Below are 18,493 nucleotides of genomic sequence, written 5' to 3'. Positions count from 1 at the left end.
ATGGTAGGCGTGCGTCGGAGGGACGGATTGCCGTTCAGGCTGATGGCAGCCGCAGCCGCACCAGCAGCCCGCCCAGATCCTCGCTTTCCTCCAGCGCGACCGTGCCGCCATAGATTTCCGCCACATCGCGGACGATGGCGAGGCCAAGGCCGGTGCCCGGCTTGCCGGAATCGAGGCGTACGCCGCGATCGAAGATGCGAATGCGGTCGGCTTCGGGAATGCCCATGCCGTCATCCTCGACCAGTATCTCCACCATGCCCGCCGCCCGGCCGACCGTCGCAAAAACGCTGCCACCGCCATATTTGGCGGCGTTTTCTATGAGGTTGCCGAGCATTTCGTCGAGATCCTGCCGTTCGACCCTGACCGCTGCCGCCTTGTCGCCATCCATGTCGACGCGGACGTCGGGATAGAGGCGCTGCACAGCACGTTCGACGGCTTCCAGGCTGGACCAGAGTTCGGCCCGGCTCTGGGCGGCGCCACGCCTTCCTACCGCGCGGGCGCGGGCGAGATGATGGTCGACCTGCCGGCGCATCGTCGTCGCCTCGCGGATCACTGCGTCGCCAAGGTCGGGCGCCTGCGCCGTGGCGGCGTTCATGATGACGGTCAGCGGCGTCTTGAGCGCATGGGCGAGGTTGCCGGCATGGGTCCGCGCTTCTTCCGCCTGCCGCTCATTATGCGCGAGCAGGGCGTTCAGTTCCTCGACCATGGGCAACACTTCGGCGGGCATGGGTTCGGTGACGCGATTCTTCTCGCCGCCGCGCATCCGCACGATCTCCAGCCGCACCTTGCGCAGTGGGCGCAGACCATAGATGGTCTGGAGCGTCGCCAGCACGAACAGGCCGAGCGCCAGCAGCGCGAAACTCTTGAACAGGGTCGAACGAAGCGTGCGGATCTGTCCGTCCAGCCCTTCGCGCGCCTGCGCCACCATGAACATCCAGCGAGCGTTGGAGCCGGGCAGGATGACGGTCCGTTCCATGATGCGCAGATCCTCGCCGGGAAACTGCTTGCTGTCATAGACGTGAAGATGGCGGTCATGATGCTCCGCCGGCACGTTGAGCGCGCGGTCCCAGAGCGATCGGGACCGCCAGTCTTCATGCCCCTTGGCGCTGATCTGGTAATAGAGGCCGCTATTGGGTTCGAGGAAGCGCTGGTCGGCCAGTTCGCGGTTGAATAGCACTTCGCCGTCCGGGCCGATTTCCGACGCGGCGATCATCGCGGTCAGCACATAATTCATGCCATCGTCGAAATTGCGCGTGATCGCGTCGGCCAGCACCCGGTCCAGCGCCACGCCGCCGCCGATCAGCAACACGCTGATCCACAGCGCGGCAATGCCCATCATCCGCCGGCTGATCGAGCCGGTGGAGCGGACAGGGGGAGGACTTGTTACATCGGTCACTAAAGGCCGTTCGCCCTGAGTAGCCACTGAGCGAAGTCGAAGTGGCGTATCGAAGGGTTCGTGCGAGGTGCTTCGATACAGGTCTTAGACATCGCTCAGATCCTACTCAGCACGAACGGTGACAGATTACCGCCCCGGCTCGTCCAGGCTGTAGCCAAGGCCGCGGATGGTGGTGATGACGTCGGCGCCCAGCTTCTTGCGGATGCGCGTCACGAACACTTCGATCGTGTTGGAATCGCGGTCGAAATCCTGGTCGTAAATATGCTCGATCAACTCGGTGCGACTGACCACCTTGCCCTTGTGGTGGAGCAGGTAGGACAGCAGCTTATATTCCTGCGCCGTGAGCTTCACCGGGTCGCCCTTCAGCGTCACCTTGCCCGATCGCGTGTCGAGGCGGACATCTCCGGCGGTCAGTTCGCTCGACGCATTGCCCGACGCACGGCGGATCAGCGCGCGAAGCCGGGCGATCAGTTCCTCGCTCTGGAAGGGCTTGGCCAGATAGTCGTCGGCGCCCGCGTCGAGGCCCGCGACCTTGTCCGACCAGCTATCGCGCGCGGTCAGAACCAGCACAGGAAAGCTCTTGCCCTCCTTGCGCCAGCGATCGAGCACGGTCAGCCCGTCGATCGTGGGCAGGCCCAGGTCGAGCACCACCGCATCATAGCTTTCGGTCGCGCCCAGAAAATGGCCGTCCTCGCCATCGGTGGCGAGGTCCACGGCATAGCCTGCACCCTCCAGCGTGTTCCTGAGCTGCTGGCCCAGATTCGGTTCATCTTCGACGATCAGCAGGCGCATGGGGCTAGTCCGTTTCTGTTATGCATAGGGTTGAAGCGCACGCAGGTCAGCGCGCCATGCCGATAATATCGCCTGTCCGGCCGTCGGCATCAACCCACACAACCTTGCCATCCTTCACATATTTGAGGCGATAGCGGTTGGACGAGGGGTTGAATTCGCTGCCGACATAGGTGGCGCCGCCGACGGCCGCGTCGACCCGGCGCTTGATCATGGAAAAGGGCATGACCTGACCGTCCAGCATCGCCCGGCGTGCGGCGTCCTGCTCGTCGCGTCGTCCACCGGCATCGGCGGCCGGCGCCAACATCAGGACGGTCATGGCCACGCCGGTCCCGGCTATCAGGCTTTTCCACTTCATCATCATCCGCATGGCATAGGTGAATAGCATTGAACAGGTGGTGAATGGCGCGAAGATGAACAGAAAAGGCGGCGCCGCACAATCGCTTCGCCGCCTTTCCGACGTCTTACTTGTCCAGCGCGTACTGGACCGTCAGCGTCACCGATGCGCTGACCTGGCCGGGTTCGACCGGCGTGTTGGCGACCGCATCGGCCTTGAAGCGGGCGCTTTGCATCATCGGCATCGGGGGCTGCCCGCCGCTGTTGCTTTCGCTGATCGATACCAGCCGCGCCGAGCGATAGCCCGCCGCCTGCGCATAATAGTCGGCCTGCGTCTTGGCGCTCTTGAGCGCGGTGCCGCGGGCCTGCTGGATCAGTGGCGAGGGGTCTTCGATCGAGAAGGTCGGGCCGTTGATGTTGGTGGCGCCCGCCGCGACCATCGCATCGAGCGACGCGCCGACCTTCTTGATGTCACGCAGCTTCACGGTCAGCTGGTTGGACGCCTCATAGCCGATGAAGCGCGGTCCTTCGGGCTGGCCGTCGCGGTTGCTATAGTCATATTGGGCGGAAAGGTTGATGCCGCTGGTCTGGATATCCTTCTTGGCGATGCCGGCCTTGGCCAGGGCGGCGATCAGCTTTTCGGTCTTGGCGGCATTGTCCTGCATCGCTGCCTGAGCGGTCAGCGCGCGGGTCTGGACGCCGGTGCCGACGGTCGCGACATCGGGCGCGGCCTCGACGCTTTCGGTGACGTTCAATGTCACCACCGGCGCAGTCTCGGCGATGGTGACGCTGGTCTGGGCGATCGCCGCTACGGGAAGTGCGGCGGCGCCGAGCGCCATCAGGGCGAGAGCGGATTTCATGGACGTTTCTCCTCTGTAAGTCCTGCACCCCATTTGGCCGGGGTGCGATGAATGGACGCTGACATGCGTTGAAAGCCGTCCGACAGCTTTCCGGTTCCGCTCTTGCTACGAGAAGGTAGGAAGGCGGTTTTCGTTTCCGCATTTTCCGAGCCGACAGGTGTTCCACCGTCCAAGAAAATGCTCTAGCTGCACCGCCATGGCAGCTCCCATCCTCTCCTTCGAAAATCTCGGCCTCTCGCAGGGCACCCACTGGTTGTTTCGCGGCATCGACATCCATGTCGGCCAGCGCGACCGGCTGGCGCTGATCGGTCGCAACGGCGCGGGCAAGACGACCTTGCTCAAGCTGATCGGCGGGCAGATCGAGCCGGACGAAGGCATCCGCTCGGTCCAGCCGGGCGCGCGCGTCATCACGCTGGAGCAGGATCCCGACGTCACCCCCTATGCCACGCTGCATGATTTCGCGCTGGCGGGCGAGTTCGCGCCGCCCGCGCATGAGGTGGAGGCGATCGCCGACCAGTTGGGCATCGACCTCAGCCGCGAAGCGAAGACCGCGAGCGGGGGCGAGCGCCGCCGCGCCGCCATCGCCCGCGCGCTGGCGAGCGAGCCGGACCTGCTGTTGCTGGACGAGCCGACCAACCATCTGGACATCGCCGCGATCGACTGGATCGAGAACTGGATGGCGCGCTATAATGGCGCCTTCATCGTCATCAGCCACGACCGCGCCTTCCTGACGCGGCTGACGCGCCAGACTTTGTGGCTCGACCGGGGGCAGATGCGTCGCAACGAGGTCGGCTTTGGCGGCTTCGAACAGTGGATGGAAGCCGTCTATGCCGAGGAGGCGCGCGCCGCCGACAAGCTGGACGCCAAGCTGAAGATCGAGGCGCACTGGCTGGAGCGCGGCGTCACCGCGCGGCGCAAGCGCAATCAGGGCCGTCTGGCGAAACTCTGGGAAATGCGCGCCCAGCGCGCCGCGATGCAAGGGCCGCAGGGCACGGCCAAGATCGCGGTAGCCAGCGACGACAGCAAGACCAAGAGCGTCATCAAGGCCGAGCATGTCACCAAGACTTTCGGCGACCGCACGATCATCAACGATTTCAGCCTGCGTGTGCAGCGCGGCGACCGGATCGGCATCGTCGGCGGCAACGGCGCGGGCAAGTCGACGCTCTTGAAGTTGCTGACCGGCGAACTTGCTCCCGACAGCGGCGAGGTCAGCCAGGCCAAGACGCTCGACATGATCTTCATCGACCAGCAGCGCAGTTTGATGCAGGGCGACAAGAGCGTCCGCGACGTGCTGGCCGAGGGCGGCGACTGGATCGACGTCCGGGGCGTGCGCAAGCATGTCCATGGCTATCTCAAGGACTTCCTGTTCGATCCGTCCTTGGCCGAGGCGAAGGTCGGCACCCTGTCGGGCGGCGAGCGTTCGCGCCTGCTGTTCGCGCGCGAATTTGCCCGCGAATCCAACCTTCTGGTGCTGGACGAACCGACCAACGACCTCGACCTCGAAACGCTCGACCTGTTGCAGGAAGTGATCGCCGATTATGAGGGCACGGTCCTGATCGTCAGCCACGACCGCGACTTCCTCGACCGTACCGTGACGGTGACGCTTGGCCTCGACGGGTCGGGCACGGTCGACGTGATCGTCGGCGGCTATGCCGACTGGGTCGCCAAGCGCGATCCGCGTCGTGCGCCCAGGGCGGAGAAGAAGGAAGTCGCACCGCCTCCGCCGCCCAGGCCCGTGTCCGCCAAGCTGACCTATAAGGACCAGCGCGACCTCGACCTGTTACCCAGGCGGATCGAGGAACTGGAAGCCGCGATCGCGCGCGATGAGGAAACCCTGCACGATCCCGCGCTCTACACCCGCGACCCCAGGAAATTCGCCGCGCTGACCGCTGCGATCGAAAAGGCGCGGGCCGAGAAGGATGCGGCCGAGGAACGCTGGCTGGAACTGGCGGAAAAGGCCGAAGGGCTGGCGGGCTAGTATCCAAGCCCGTTCGGTTCGAGCGTGTCGAGAACCATGGTAGGCGATGGTGTTGGACTTCGTTTCTCGACTTCGCTCGAAACGAACGGCAGGGTGGGCGCGACATCAAACTGAGGGGCATATGATGGACACGCAAACCACGCCGCAACCCCATCACGCCGTCCACTATGTCAACCGCGTCGGCTGGCTGCGCGCGGCGGTGCTGGGGGCGAATGACGGGATCGTGTCCACCGCCAGCCTGATGACCGGCATTGCGGCGTCCGGTGCCACGTCGCAATCCATCATCCTCTCGGGCATCGCCGCGCTGGTGGCGGGCGCCATGTCGATGGCGGCGGGCGAATATGTGTCCGTCAGCGCCCAGTCCGATACCGAACGCGCGGACCTCGCCAAGGAAAGGAAGGCGCTCGCCACCCAGCCCCATGCCGAATGGGTGGAATTGCGCGACATCTATGTCGAGCGCGGCCTGACGCCCGATCTGGCGGGCCAGGTGGCGGAGCAGCTGATGGCCGCCGACGCGCTTGGCGCCCATGCCCGCGACGAACTGGGCATTTCCGATCTCGCGACGGCGCGGCCGGTGCAGGCGGCGCTGGCGTCCGCCGCCAGCTTCGCCGCAGGCGCGACGCCGCCCGTGCTTGCGGCCGCGCTTGCGTCGTCTAACGCCGTCCCGGCGATCGTCGGCACCTGCCTGCTCTGCCTCATCCTGCTCGGCCATGTCGGCGCGCGGCTCGGTGGCGCGAAGCCTGCGCGCTCCATCGTGCGCACGCTATTCTGGGGAGCGCTGGCGATGGCGATCACGGCTGGTGCGGGACATCTGTTCGGCGCGGCGATTTGATGCCAAGGTCCGCCGCGACCTCAATCCAAGGAGATGCTTCAATGACCGATATCCAGCAGATTCCGCTCAAGACCATCAAGGGCGCGGACGCCAGCCTGGCCGACTATGCGGGCAAGGTCGTGCTGGCGGTCAACGTCGCCTCCAAATGCGGCCTGACCCCGCAATATGAAGGGCTTGAGGCGCTCTATGCCGGGTACAAGGACAAAGGGCTAGTGGTCGCGGGCTTCCCCGCCAATGATTTCGGCGCGCAGGAGCCGGGCAGCAACGACGAGATCGCAACCTTCTGCACCACCAATTTCGGCGTCGATTTCCCGATGTTCGAAAAGATCGTCGTCACCGGCCCGGACAAGCATCCCCTCTATGCCGCGCTGACCAGCGCGCAGCCCGAAGCGCAGGGGGATGGCGATGCCTTCCGCGAGAAGCTGAAGGGCTATGGCATGACCCCCAATCCGGTCCCCGAAGTCCTCTGGAATTTCGAGAAGTTCCTGATCGCGAAGGATGGCAGTGTCGCCGCTCGCTTCGCGCCAACCACCGCGCCCAACGACCCGGCGCTGGTCGCCGCGATCGAGGCGGAACTCGCGAAGTGAATCGACAAGAGGTGATTCGTCCCGTGATTGCCGCCGCCCTGTTATGGGGCGGCGCGTCCGCAGCCCATGCGGCGCTCAGCCCGGCCGAACGGAAGATCGGCGTGAGCGTGGAAGCGGGCTATGAACCGTCCGTCGCGCTGCTCGAACGCCTCGTGAACCAGAATAGCGGGTCGATGAACTTCGCGGGGGTGAAGGCCGTCGCCGACATGCTGCGACCGGAGTTCGAGGCGCTGGGCTTCACCGTGACATGGAAGCCGATGGACGCGGCCAAGCGCGCCGGCCATCTGATCGCGGTGCACAAGGGCAGGGCCGGCACGACGAAGATGCTGCTGATTGGCCATCTCGACACCGTGTTCGAGCCGGATTCGCCCTTCCAGACCTTCAGGCGCGAAGGCGATTTCGCGACCGGCCCCGGCGTCGCCGACGACAAGGGCGGCGTGGCGACGATGCTGCTGGCGCTCAAGGCGATGCAGGCCGCCGGCACGCTGAAGACCGCGAATATCGAAGTCGTGCTGACCGGCGACGAGGAGGATTCGGGCGATCCCGTCTCCATCGCGCGCGCCGATCTGGTTGCAGCGGGAAAGCGCGCCGACGTGGCGCTCGATTTCGAGGGGCTGGCCCAAGAAAATGGCAAGGACATGGGGTCGATCGCCCGCCGTTCCTCCAACAGCTGGACGCTGACCGCGACCGGCAAGTCGGGCCATAGTTCGGGCATCTTCTCCGCTGCGGCGGGCGACGGCGCGGTCTACGAACTCGCCCGCATCATCACCGCTTTCCGCAAGGAACTGCCCGAACCCAATCTGACCTTCAACGTCGGCCTGATCGGCGGCGGCCAGAGCGCGGAGGTCGACAAGGACGGCGTGCGCATCGCCGTAACCGGCAAGACCAACATCATCCCGCCGATCGCCGTCGCCAAGGGCGATTTCCGGACGCTCAGCGAGGAGCAGACGAAGCGGGTTCAGGCGAAGATGCAGGCGATCGTGGATGCCGGGCACCTCAACGGCACCTCGGCCAGCATCGCCTTCGACCTCGGCTATCCGTCCATGGCGCCGACCGAGGGGAACCGGGCGCTGCTGACGAAGCTGAACAGCATCAACAGGGATCTCGGCCTGCCCGAAATGCCCGCGCTCGATCCGTTGAAGCGCGGAGCAGGGGACATCGCCTTCGTCGCGGCGGACACGGACGGCTATGTTGGCCTCGGCCTTGCCTCCAGCGGCGATCACAGCCCGGCGGAAAAGGCGGACCTGTCCACCATGAAGCGCCAAGCCAAGCGCGCCGCCATGCTGATGAGCCGGCTGGCGGGGGAGAAGGGGCGGAAGTAATTTCTCTTCGTTATCCCCGCGCAGGCGGGGATAACGTATTTCGTGTTTGCTGAATAACCTCCGTTCGTTTCGAGCGTGTCGAGAAACGAGGCAAAGCCGAGTTCAGCGAAGCTAATAGGGAAGCGCGATTCCATCCGCTTCTCGACTTCGCTCGAAGCGAACGGCTAGGGATATGGTCATGCTCCCACCCACCCCCTCTCTCGCCACCTCGATCGGCCCGGTACTCGAAACATTGAGCATCGGCGGCACCTTCGTCTTCGCCGCGTCAGGCGCGCTCGCGGCGGCGCGGCTGGGGCAGACGCTCGTTACCTTCCTGTTCTTCGCGCTGTTGACGGGGGTCGGCGGCGGCACGGTGCGCGACCTGCTGATCGGCGCGCCGGTCTTCTGGGTGGTGGACGCGGTGCCGGCGATCGCCTGCATGGGCGCGGCGCTGCTCGTCTGGTTCACCCCGCGCCGCTGGTGGAGTGACCGCGCGCTCGACTGGCTCGACGCGATCGGCCTTGCCGCCTTCGCCGTGTTCGGCGCGGCCAAGGCGATGAGCTTTGGCGTTCCCCCCTTCGTCGCGGGCATGATGGGCGTCGTCACCGGCTGCGTCGGCGGCATCATGCGCGACCTGCTGGCGGGCGAGCCGTCGATCCTGTTGCGGCCGGAACTCTATGTGACGGCGGCCGCCTTCGCCTCGGGCCTGTTCGTGGCATTACGCTGGATCGGTCTGGACGTGCCGGTCGCCGGTGTGATCGCGGCGCTGCTCGGCTTCGGCCTGCGCGCCATGGCGATCTGGCGCGGGCTGGGACTGCCGGGCTATCGAGGGGAGGGGGAGTAGAGGGTGATTTGGTGGGTGGCGGACTGGCAGATTTTGGACGCTCACGGGTAAAAGGCAACCGACCACCTTTGGGCCGAGATCACCAAGGCCGTTGCTTGCCGTCAAAGGGACAGCAGCATGTCCCATCGATCCAAACCCGGCCCGTATCCCTCCTGAGTGATCCGCTCGGTTTGAAAGCCGAAGCGCGCGTAAAATCCCTGCGTATGCTGGCTGGTATCGAGCCTGATTTGGATCACTCCCGGTTTGGCAGCAGCAACAGTCAGGCGCGCTTGGGTTAAAGCGTTGCCGAGGCCTGTTTTCTGAAGCCCACGATCCACCATGCCCCAGCACAGGCTAGCAGTCTTGCCGTCTTTCTCAAAGGCCAAGCCTCCGCAGGCAACGACGCGGCCATTTCGCTCTATTACAAGATAGGACGAATTTATCGCGTCCTGCTCCAGAAATCGAACGAAATCCTGTCGTTCGGATGCGGCAAAAAAGACGGGCACATTTCCGTCGAACAAAGCTAGACATCTGGCCCGATCAGAAGAGGTGTAAGGGCGGACGCCGTCTTCGCACTTATGTAGTTTAGTGAGCACGGCTTGTTGAATGGCGGGTTTCGGGAGTTACGGCAATAACTTTGACCATCCACTGATGGTCATCACAAACATGCGCCTTCCTTTCAAAAGCGGGAAAGGGAAGTTGCTGGCCGTCAGCAGGCTCCCTATCGCAACCATCCCGCCAGCATCGCCAACACACCGCGCTCTTCCGCCGTATTGCGCTGTTTCGGTGCGCCATAGCCGCGGCATTCCAGGCAATCCGCGCGCACGCCAGCGCCCATAACCAGTGACTTGACGTCCGACACGGCCTGCATCGCCCAGCCGCGTTGCATCCACGCCTGACGTGCCAGCATGTCGCGCGGGGCGCTGCTGTCATCCTGTTCGCGGTCGGCGATCGACTGGATGAATTCGGCGAACTTGTCGGGTTGCTTCTCGATATAATAGGGCCTGGCCTTGGCGGGGTCGATCTTCGCCCGGCGCGCGGCTTCGGCGATGGCGTCCTCCAGCCCGCCGAAACGGTCCACCAGCCCGATCTGGCGCGCGGTGCCGCCGTCCCAGACGCGGCCTTGCGCGATGGCGTCAATCGCTTCCGGGGTTTTCTTGCGCGACTGCGCGACAAGGCCGACGAAGCGGCGATAGATATCCTCGACACCCAACTGCATGATCTGGTCGAACTCGGGCGTCGTGCCGCCGGTGACGTCGGGCTGGCCGGACAGCGGCGTGGTGCGCACGCCATCGGTGGTGATGCCCATCTTCGCCAGCGTGCCCTCGAAGCTGGGGATGATGCCGAACACGCCGATGGAGCCAGTGATGGTGTCCGGCTCGGCAAAGATGACGTCGCCCGGCGTCGACACCCAATAGCCGCCGCTCGCCGCGACATTGGCCATGGACACGACCACCGGCATGCCGGCGGCCTTGGCCTGCATGATCGCGCCGCGAATCTTTTCCGACGCCATGACGGAACCGCCCGGAGAATCGACGCGGACGACCAGCGCCTTCAGCTTCTTCTCATTGAGCGCGGTCAGCAGCAGGTCGGAAATAGTGTCGCCCGCCGCCGTGCCGGGACCGGCCTCGCCATCGACAATGTCGCCTGCCACGGTCAGCACGCCGATCTGCCCATCATTGGCGGGTTTGCGCGCCTTCACATAGGTGTTGAGGTCGATTGAGGCGAACGCGCCGGCCTTGTCGCTGGTGGCTTCGCCCGCAATGTCCGCCACCCGATCCCCGAAAGTGGCTTCGTCGCCCAACTTGTCGACAAGGCCCGCGGCCAGCGCCGCCTTGGCAATGTCGCCCCCCGCTGCCTGAGCAGCGGCGAGGGGATTGGCGGCATAGGCCGCGATCTGCGCCTTGGGCCGCGCCTTGGCCACATCGTCCTGCCAGTTTTGCCACAGGGCGCCGGCCAGCGCCTGATTGGCCTGTTTCGCTTCGGGCGACTGGTCGGTGCGGATGAACGGCTCAACGAAGCTCTTGTAGGTACCGACGCGATAGACATGGGTGTTGACGCCCAGCTTGTCGATCAGCCCCTTATAATAGAGGTTGGAGCCGCCCCGACCGAGTATCGCGACGCCGCCCAGCGGATCGCTCCACACTTCGCTGGCATGGGCCGCCAGTTGATAGCTGTCGTCACTATAGAGGGTGGCATAGGCCAGCACCGGCTTCTTCGCGGCGCGCACGCCATCCAGCGCCTTGCCCACGCGCGCCATCGCGACCTGACCGCCGCCGATGAAGCCGTCGAGGTTCAGCACCACGGCCTTGACCTTGCCGTCGGTCTTCGCGGCGTCGAGCGCGGCGACGATGTCGGACAGGCGATATTCCTTCGCCTCCGGGCCGGAACCGCTCAGCAGCGCCATGGGGCTGACTTCGGTCGGCTGTTCCACGATGCTGCCGTCCAGGTCGAGCAGCAGCGCCCCCGACGACACGGTCTTGCCCGGCTTGGGCGAGAAGGAGAGGGCGGCATAGAGCGCGCCGAAGAAGAGCAGCAGGAAGAGCAGGACGAGGCCGTCCTTGATCGCGACCAAAATGCGCCAGGCGCCCTTCACAAATGCCAAATCTTCTTCCTCCGCTGGACCCTGACTGGCTATCGCAAGGACGGCCTGACTGCAATGTGGGGCGAAACGCATGGGCGACAAGCTTGCGCCCGCGATTTTGCCCGTTATGGGATGCGCATCATTTTGCCGTTATCGTGCAGGAGACGCGCCCCATGCCCACTCTCGTCCTCATTCGTCACGGCCAGTCGGCCTGGAACCTGGAAAACCGCTTCACAGGATGGTGGGACGTCGATGTGACGGAAAAGGGTGTGGAGGAAGCGCGCGCCGCCGGCCGCCTGATGGCGGAAAAGGGACTGGACTTCGACCAGTGCTACACCTCGCTTCAGAGCCGCGCTATCAAGACGCTGAACCTCGCGCTGGAGGAAATGGGTCGGCTCTGGCTGCCGGTGGAGAAGGACTGGCGCCTCAACGAACGTCATTATGGCGGCCTGACCGGCCTCAACAAGGCGGAGACCGCAGCCAAGCATGGCGACGATCAGGTCAAGGTCTGGCGCCGCAGCTTCGACATTCCGCCGCCGGTGCTGGAAGCGGGCAGCGAGTTCGACCTGTCGGCCGACCGTCGCTATGCCGGCATCGCCATCCCGTCGACCGAATCCCTCAAGGACACGATCGCCCGCGTGCTGCCCTATTGGGAATCGACCATCGCCCCCGACCTGAAGGCCGGCAAGCGCGTGCTGATCTCCGCCCACGGCAATTCGCTGCGCGCGCTGGTGAAGCATCTGTCGAACATTCCCGACGACGAGATCACCGAGCTGGAAATCCCGACCGGCCAGCCGATCGTCTATGAACTGGCGGACGATCTGAGCGCGATCGACCGTTATTATCTGTCGGAGCGGTAAAAGCCCCGCCTTTCGCCCGAATCCACATTGCCCCCTGGCGGCCCGGCCGCTAAGGGGCTTTGCTTTCCGGGCATCAGGGGAAAGCAGCACGGTCATGAGCGCAATCGACGTCGGTATCATCATGGGGTCGCGGTCCGATTGGGAGACCATGCGCCACGCCGCCGAAACGCTGGAAACGCTGGGCGTCGCCCATGAATGCAAGGTCGTGTCGGCCCACCGCACCCCGCAGCGCCTCTATGATTACGCCACCGGCGCAGCGGCGCGGGGCCTGAAGGTCATCATCGCCGGCGCGGGCGGCGCGGCGCATCTGCCGGGCATGGCGGCGTCGATGACGCGCCTGCCGGTGCTGGGCGTTCCGGTCGAATCCAAAGCGCTGAAGGGCATGGATTCGCTGCTCTCCATCGTCCAGATGCCCGGCGGCATCCCCGTCGGCACGCTGGCGATCGGCAAGCCCGGCGCGATCAACGCGGGGCTGATGGCCGCCGCGATCCTCGCCATCAACGATCCTGACCTCGCCGAACGGCTCGATGCTTGGCGCGCGCGCCAGACCGACGCTGTCGCCGAAACCGTCGAAGACTGATAGATAAGAGAGACATGACCATCATCGCGCCCGGCTCCACCATCGGCATCATCGGCGGCGGCCAGCTCGGCCGGATGATCGCCATGGCGGCGGCGCAGCTGGGCTATCGTACCTGCATCTACGCGCCGGAGGAAAGCGGCCCCGCCGCCGATGTCTCGCCCTGCTGGACGCGCGGCGCCTATGAGGATGCCGCCGCGCTGGCCGCCTTTGCCGATCGCGTCGATGTCGTCACCTATGAGTTCGAGAATATCGATCCCGCCGCGGTCGAGGTGCTGGGCGCCCATGGCCTCGTTCGCCCCGGCGCGCAGGCGCTGCGCGTGGCGCAGGACCGGCTCGCGGAAAAGCGCTTCGTCTGCGACCTTGGCGGGCTGACCGCGCCCTTCGCGCCGGTCGAGAGCCTCGACGACCTCGAAAGCGCGATAGAGCAGGTCGGCAGCCGCGCGATCCTCAAGACCAACCGCATGGGCTATGACGGCAAGGGGCAGGCGCGTCTGTCGGAGCCGGGCGACGCCGTGGGCGCCTGGAACGCCATTGGCCGCCAGAGCGCGATCCTCGAAGGCTTCGTCACCTTCGCCGAGGAATTTTCGGTGATCCTGGTGCGCGGCGCGGATGGCGAGGTGCGCTTCTGGGATTCGCCCGCCAATGTCCATGTGAACGGCATTCTTGCGACCTCGACCGCGCCCGCCGGGCCGCTGATCGAGGGGCAGGCGGAGCAGGCCCGCGCCATGGCGGCAAAGATCGCCGACGCGCTGGACTATGTCGGCGTGCTGACCTGCGAATTTTTCGCCAGCGCCGACGGCCCGGTCTTCAACGAGATGGCGCCGCGCGTTCACAATAGCGGCCACTGGACCATCGAGGGCGCGGTGACGAGCCAGTTCGAAAATCATGTGCGCGCGATCTGCGGCCTGCCGCTCGGCGACACCGGCCTTGCCGCGCCGCGCGTGGAGATGCGCAACCTGATCGGCGACGACGCCAATGACTGGCAGGCGATCCTGTCCGATCCGGCGAACCATCTGCACCTCTACGGCAAGCATGAGGCGCGCCCCGGCCGCAAGATGGGGCATGTGACGCGGCTCAGCCTGTGAGCGGGATTGTCCTCGTCCTCGCCCGCGCCGACAATGGCGTGATCGGCAAGGATGGCGACCTCCCTTGGCGGCTGCCGGCGGACCTCAGGCACTTCAAGGCGATCACCGTCGGCCATCCGATGGTGATGGGCCGCAAGACCTTCGACAGCCTGCCCGGCCTGCTGCCCGGTCGCCGCCATATCGTGCTGACCCGCGATACGGCATGGACGGGGGAGGGGGCGGAGATAGCCCATGACGTCGAAAGCGCCATCGCGCTCGCGGACGCGCCGACCGTCATGGTGATCGGCGGGGCGGAAATCTACCGCCTGTTCCTGGGTCAGGCCGACCGGATCGAACTGACCGAAGTGCATCTGGAGGCGGAGGGCGACGCCGCCATCGCCTATCCCGACGCAGCGGAGTGGCGGGAAACGGCGCGTGAGGATCATCCGGCTCTGGACGGGCGTCCGGCCTACAGCTTCGTGACCTTCGCACGGCGATGACCACCCGGTGGGGCATCCCCAATTGCCACGCCCAGCGCACGCCCCTATAGCCCGCGCGATGGAACGGCTCCTCAGCAGCGCCCCGATCCCCGCCCATCTGCGCGGGAGCGTCATGGCGCTCGGCAATTTCGATGGGTTTCACGCGGGCCATCAGGCGGTGGTCGGCCGCGCGATCGATCGCGCCCGCGCCGAAGGGCGTCCTGCGATCGTCGCCACCTTCGATCCCCATCCGATGCGGCTGTTCCAGCCCGGCACGCCCAGTTTCCGCCTCACCACGCTGGACCAGCGACAGGCGCTGTTTGGCAAGGCGGGGGCGGATGCGATGCTGATCTTCCAGTTCACGCCGCAACTCGCCGCGCTCGATCCCGCCGCCTATGTTCGCCTTCTTACCGAAGATCTCGGCGTCGCCGCCGTCGTCACGGGCGAGGATTTCACCTTCGGCAAGGGACGCAGCGGCACGATCGCCAGCTTCGGCGAACTGGGCCTGCCTGCCGAGGCGGTCGCGCCGGTTACGGACGGGGAGGGCGTCATCTCCTCCAGCCGTATCCGCGACGCGTTGCGCGCCGGGGATTGCGCCGCCGCCACCCGCCTGCTGACCCGGCCCTTCGCGATCGAGGGCGTGGTCCAGCATGGCGACAAGCTCGGCCGCACCATCGGCTTCCCCACCGCCAATATCGACCTTGGCCCCTATGTGCGCCCGGCCTATGGCATTTATGCCGTGCGCGGGCTGCTGTCCGATGGCCGCGTCCTCGATGGCGCGGCGAATCTCGGCATCCGTCCGAGCTTCGATCCGCCCAAGGAATTGCTGGAACCGCATTTCTTCGATTTCGCCGAAAGCCTCTACGACAAGCGCATCGAAGTGCAACTGATCCAATATCTGCGGCCGGAGGCGAAATATGACGGCCTCGACCCGCTGATCGCGCAGATCGCGCAGGACTGCGCCGATGCACGGCAAATCCTTGCGGGAACGCCCCACGTCGCTTAATGCCGCGCAGTTATTCCTAATCCCGTTCGCTTCGAGCGAAGTCGAGAAGCGTCCAGCGCCGCACTTGCGTTTCTCGACTGCGCTCGAAACGAACGGATGTTTGCAGATACCGGACACCCATGACCGACGCACCTGACTATAAGAGCACCGTCTTCCTTCCCGTCACCGACTTTCCGATGAAGGCCGGCCTCGCGCAGAAGGAACCGGCCATCGCGGCGAAGTGGGAGGCGATGGACCTCTATGGCAAGCTGCGCGAAAAGCGCGCCGGCCGCGAACGCTTCATCCTGCATGACGGCCCGCCCTACGCCAATGGCGACATCCATATGGGCCATGCGATGAACAAGGTGCTGAAGGACATCATCGTCCGCAGCCAGTCGCTGCTCGGCAAGGATGCGCCCTATGTGCCCGGCTGGGACTGCCACGGCCTTCCGATCGAATGGAAGATCGAGGAGGAATATCGCAAGAAGAAGCTGAACAAGGACGAGGTGCCCGCGTCCGAATTTCGCGCCCAGTGCCGCGCCTATGCCGACAAGTGGGTGGGCGTGCAGAAGGACCAGTTCAAGCGCCTGGGCGTGATGGGCGACTGGTCCGACCCCTATCTGACCATGAAGTTCGACGCCGAGGCGACGATCGTCGGCGAACTGCTGAAATTCGCGGAAAGCGGCCAGCTCTATCGCGGCGCCAAGCCCGTCATGTGGTCCCCGGTCGAAAAGACCGCGCTGGCCGAGGCGGAAGTGGAATATGAGGACATCACCTCGACCCAGATCGACGTGGCGTTCGAGATCGTGGAAGCGCCGAACGCGCCGGAACTGGTCGGCGCCCATGCGGTGATCTGGACGACCACGCCCTGGACGATCCCGGTGAACCAGGCTTTGGCTTATGGGCCGGAGATTGAGTATTTGGTTGGCCAGGCTCATTCTGGCGAAGCAAAGTTTATTAATCCCGGCGATGATATGCCGATGATCAAGGAAGAGCGGCTTGTTGTTGTCGCAGCCGACTTGGTTGAGGATTTTGAGCGCCGCACTGGTTGGAGCGTCGCGGAGCGCGGACGTTTCAAAGGCTCCGACCTCGCCGGCGCCGTCGCGCGTCACCCAATGCACGCGCTTGGCGGCTTCTTCGCCAAGCCGCGTCCGTTTCTCGCGGGCGATTTCGTCACGACCGAGGCGGGCACCGGCCTGGTCCACATGGCGCCCGACCATGGCGAGGACGACTTTGCGCTGTGCAAGGCGAATGGCCTGAACCCCGTCTTCGCGGTCGAGGGCGACGGCAAATATCGCGCCGACTGGCTCTGGCTGGGCGGGCAGGGGTCGGTCATCAACCCGAAGTTCGTCAGCAAGGACGGCCCGATCTGCACCGACCTGCGCGAAGCGGGCGGGCTGCTCGCCGCGTCGGACGACTTCAGGCACAGCTATCCGCATAGCTGGCGGTCCAAGGCGAAAATCATCTTCCGCTGCACCCCGCAATGGTTCATCCCCATGGATAAGCCGCAGGAAGGTGCGGTGGTGGATGTCGAGGGCGGCGTGATGCCGACCCCGATCGTCAGCGGCAACGGCCCGACTCTGCGCGAAATAGCGCTCGACGCGATCGAGCATACCCGCTGGGTGCCGGAGCGCTCGACCAACCGCATCCGCTCCATGGTCGAAGGCCGTCCCGACTGGGTCATCAGCCGCCAGCGCGCCTGGGGCGTGCCGATCGCCCTCTATGTCCATCGCAAGAGCGGCGACTATCTGGTTGATCCGGCGGTCAATGCCCGCATCATCGAAGCGTTCAAGGGCGCCGGCGCGGACGCATGGTTCGGCGCCGATCATCAGGCGCTGCTCGGCCCCGACTATGATCTGGCCGACTATGAAGTCGTGAACGACATTCTCGACGTCTGGTTCGACAGCGGATCGACCCACAGCTTCGTGGTCGAGGGGCGCTATGGCCAAGGGACGCGCGCCGACCTCTATATCGAAGGGTCGGACCAGCATCGCGGCTGGTTCCAGTCCTCGCTCCTCGAAAGCTGCGGCACGCGCGGCCAGGCACCCTACAAGGCGGTCCTCACCCACGGCTTCGCGCTTGACGGTTCGGGCAAGAAAATGTCCAAGTCCTTGGGCAATGTGGTCGACCCGCTCAAGATTATGAGCGAGAGCGGTGCGGACATTCTCCGCGTCTGGGTCGCCAGCACCGACTATTTCGATGACGTGCGCATCGGCAAGGAAGTGCTGGCCGGTTCGTCCGACGCCTATCGCAAATTGCGCAATACCTTCCGCTACATGCTCGGCGCTCTTTCCGACTATGATGAGGAAACGGAAGCGGTCAGCTACGCGGAAATGCCGGAACTGGAGCGCTATATGCTCCATCGTCTGGCCCAGCTCGACGCGGAATTGCGCGCCGTGGTGGACAAGGCGGCGAAGAGTGAGAACTGGCTGGAATTCAGCCGCTACACTCGCGCCATCTTCGACTTCGCGAACAGCGACCTTTCCGCCTTCTTCTTCGACATCCGCAAGGACTGCCTCTATTGCGATGCGAAGTCTGACCCCAAGCGTCGCGCCTATCGCACGCTGCTCGATACGCTTTTCCATGCGCTGGTCCGCTATGTCGCGCCGATCATCCCCTTCACCGCTGAGGAAGTCTGGCAGAGCCGCTTCCCAAGTAACGAGGATAGCGTCCATTTCCTCGAATGGCCGGAAGTCGACCATCACTGGATCAACAACCATCTGAACGACAAATGGGCCGAACTGCGCGACCAGCGCGAGCAGGTGAACGAGGCGATCGAGCCGTTCCGCCGCGAAAAGGTGATCCGCTCCAGCCTGGAAGCGGACGTGACAATGGGCGAGTTGCTGCCCAGCGACGGTGTGAACTTCGCCGAAATCGCCATCGTCGCCCGGATCGAGATGGGCGTAGGCGACGGCATCGTCGTCAAGCCCAGCGACTGGCACAAATGCGGCCGCTGCTGGCGTCTGCTGCCGGAGGTCGAGGAAGACGGCACGCTCTGCAATCGCTGCGACGAGGTGTTGAAAGGGTGATCCCTCACCC

At 65.0% G+C, this 18,493-nt stretch carries 17 protein-coding genes; 11 read left to right on the top strand and 6 right to left on the bottom strand.

The annotated features are described in order from the left end of the window. Positions 1 to 34: 34 nt before the first annotated feature. The 4 genes from DM806_RS08595 to DM806_RS08580 form a co-directional block, all read right to left on the bottom strand. Positions 35 to 1,339, bottom strand: a complete 1,305-nt coding sequence (locus DM806_RS08595; RefSeq protein ID WP_179042891.1) for a sensor histidine kinase — start codon at positions 1,337 to 1,339, stop codon at positions 35 to 37. A 183-nt stretch (positions 1,340 to 1,522) separates the two neighbouring features. Beyond that, positions 1,523 to 2,188, bottom strand: a complete 666-nt coding sequence (locus DM806_RS08590) for a response regulator transcription factor (protein ID WP_179042814.1) — start codon at positions 2,186 to 2,188, stop codon at positions 1,523 to 1,525. Between the two features lie 46 nt (positions 2,189 to 2,234). Continuing rightward, on the bottom strand, positions 2,235 to 2,573 hold the full coding sequence (locus DM806_RS08585) for a hypothetical protein (RefSeq protein WP_179042813.1): 339 nt from the start codon (positions 2,571 to 2,573) through the stop codon (positions 2,235 to 2,237). A 76-nt stretch (positions 2,574 to 2,649) separates the two neighbouring features. After that, positions 2,650 to 3,381, bottom strand: a complete 732-nt coding sequence (locus DM806_RS08580; protein ID WP_179042812.1) for an SIMPL domain-containing protein — start codon at positions 3,379 to 3,381, stop codon at positions 2,650 to 2,652. A gap of 196 nt (positions 3,382 to 3,577) precedes the next feature. On the opposite strand from DM806_RS08580, the gene DM806_RS08575 reads away from it, so the two are divergent. The 5 genes from DM806_RS08575 (at position 3,578) to DM806_RS08555 (ending at position 8,923) form a co-directional block, all read left to right on the top strand. Next, positions 3,578 to 5,359 (top strand): ABC-F family ATP-binding cassette domain-containing protein, encoded by a 1,782-nt coding sequence (locus DM806_RS08575; protein WP_179042811.1) that lies wholly within the window; start codon positions 3,578 to 3,580, stop codon positions 5,357 to 5,359. A gap of 124 nt (positions 5,360 to 5,483) precedes the next feature. Beyond that, complete coding sequence (locus DM806_RS08570) at positions 5,484 to 6,191, top strand: VIT1/CCC1 transporter family protein (protein WP_179042890.1); 708 nt, start codon at positions 5,484 to 5,486, stop codon at positions 6,189 to 6,191. A gap of 41 nt (positions 6,192 to 6,232) precedes the next feature. Next, on the top strand, positions 6,233 to 6,778 hold the full coding sequence (locus tag DM806_RS08565) for a glutathione peroxidase (RefSeq protein WP_179042810.1): 546 nt from the start codon (positions 6,233 to 6,235) through the stop codon (positions 6,776 to 6,778). A gap of 11 nt (positions 6,779 to 6,789) precedes the next feature. Beyond that, positions 6,790 to 8,100 (top strand): M20/M25/M40 family metallo-hydrolase, encoded by a 1,311-nt coding sequence (locus DM806_RS08560; protein ID WP_179042809.1) that lies wholly within the window; start codon positions 6,790 to 6,792, stop codon positions 8,098 to 8,100. A gap of 178 nt (positions 8,101 to 8,278) precedes the next feature. Further along, entirely contained in the window at positions 8,279 to 8,923 is a 645-nt protein-coding gene (locus tag DM806_RS08555; protein ID WP_179042808.1) for a trimeric intracellular cation channel family protein, read from the top strand. A gap of 101 nt (positions 8,924 to 9,024) precedes the next feature. Here the strand turns inward: DM806_RS08555 and DM806_RS08550 are convergent, their stop codons facing one another. Then, a complete protein-coding gene (locus DM806_RS08550) occupies positions 9,025 to 9,423 on the bottom strand; it encodes a GNAT family N-acetyltransferase (RefSeq protein WP_218647408.1) in 399 nt (132 codons plus the stop codon). A gap of 200 nt (positions 9,424 to 9,623) precedes the next feature. Continuing rightward, entirely contained in the window at positions 9,624 to 11,507 is a 1,884-nt protein-coding gene (gene sppA / locus DM806_RS08545; RefSeq protein WP_179042806.1) for a signal peptide peptidase SppA, read from the bottom strand. Between the two features lie 152 nt (positions 11,508 to 11,659). On the opposite strand from sppA, the gene gpmA reads away from it, so the two are divergent. From gpmA to ileS, 6 genes are all read left to right on the top strand, one after another. After that, positions 11,660 to 12,346 (top strand): 2,3-diphosphoglycerate-dependent phosphoglycerate mutase, encoded by a 687-nt coding sequence (gpmA, locus tag DM806_RS08540; RefSeq protein ID WP_179042805.1) that lies wholly within the window; start codon positions 11,660 to 11,662, stop codon positions 12,344 to 12,346. Between the two features lie 94 nt (positions 12,347 to 12,440). Beyond that, positions 12,441 to 12,926 (top strand): 5-(carboxyamino)imidazole ribonucleotide mutase, encoded by a 486-nt coding sequence (gene purE, locus DM806_RS08535; RefSeq protein WP_179042804.1) that lies wholly within the window; start codon positions 12,441 to 12,443, stop codon positions 12,924 to 12,926. Positions 12,927 to 12,940: 14 nt separating this feature from the next. Continuing rightward, a complete protein-coding gene (locus tag DM806_RS08530) occupies positions 12,941 to 14,011 on the top strand; it encodes a 5-(carboxyamino)imidazole ribonucleotide synthase (protein ID WP_179042803.1) in 1,071 nt (356 codons plus the stop codon). Further along, entirely contained in the window at positions 14,008 to 14,490 is a 483-nt protein-coding gene (locus DM806_RS08525; RefSeq protein ID WP_179042802.1) for a dihydrofolate reductase, read from the top strand. The genes DM806_RS08530 and DM806_RS08525 overlap by 4 nt, the downstream gene beginning before the upstream one ends. 58 nt (positions 14,491 to 14,548) lie before the next feature. Beyond that, positions 14,549 to 15,475, top strand: a complete 927-nt coding sequence (locus DM806_RS08520; RefSeq protein ID WP_179042801.1) for a bifunctional riboflavin kinase/FAD synthetase — start codon at positions 14,549 to 14,551, stop codon at positions 15,473 to 15,475. Between the two features lie 119 nt (positions 15,476 to 15,594). Next, on the top strand, positions 15,595 to 18,483 hold the full coding sequence (ileS, locus tag DM806_RS08515) for an isoleucine--tRNA ligase (RefSeq protein WP_179042800.1): 2,889 nt from the start codon (positions 15,595 to 15,597) through the stop codon (positions 18,481 to 18,483). Positions 18,484 to 18,493 lie beyond the last annotated feature (10 nt).

The sequence above is a fragment of the Sphingobium lactosutens genome (assembly GCF_013393185.1).
GTDB classification, from domain to species: domain Bacteria; phylum Pseudomonadota; class Alphaproteobacteria; order Sphingomonadales; family Sphingomonadaceae; genus Sphingobium; species Sphingobium lactosutens_A.
Note: the sequence above shows the minus strand (reverse complement) of the source record. Positions and strands in the feature narration are given on the sequence as shown.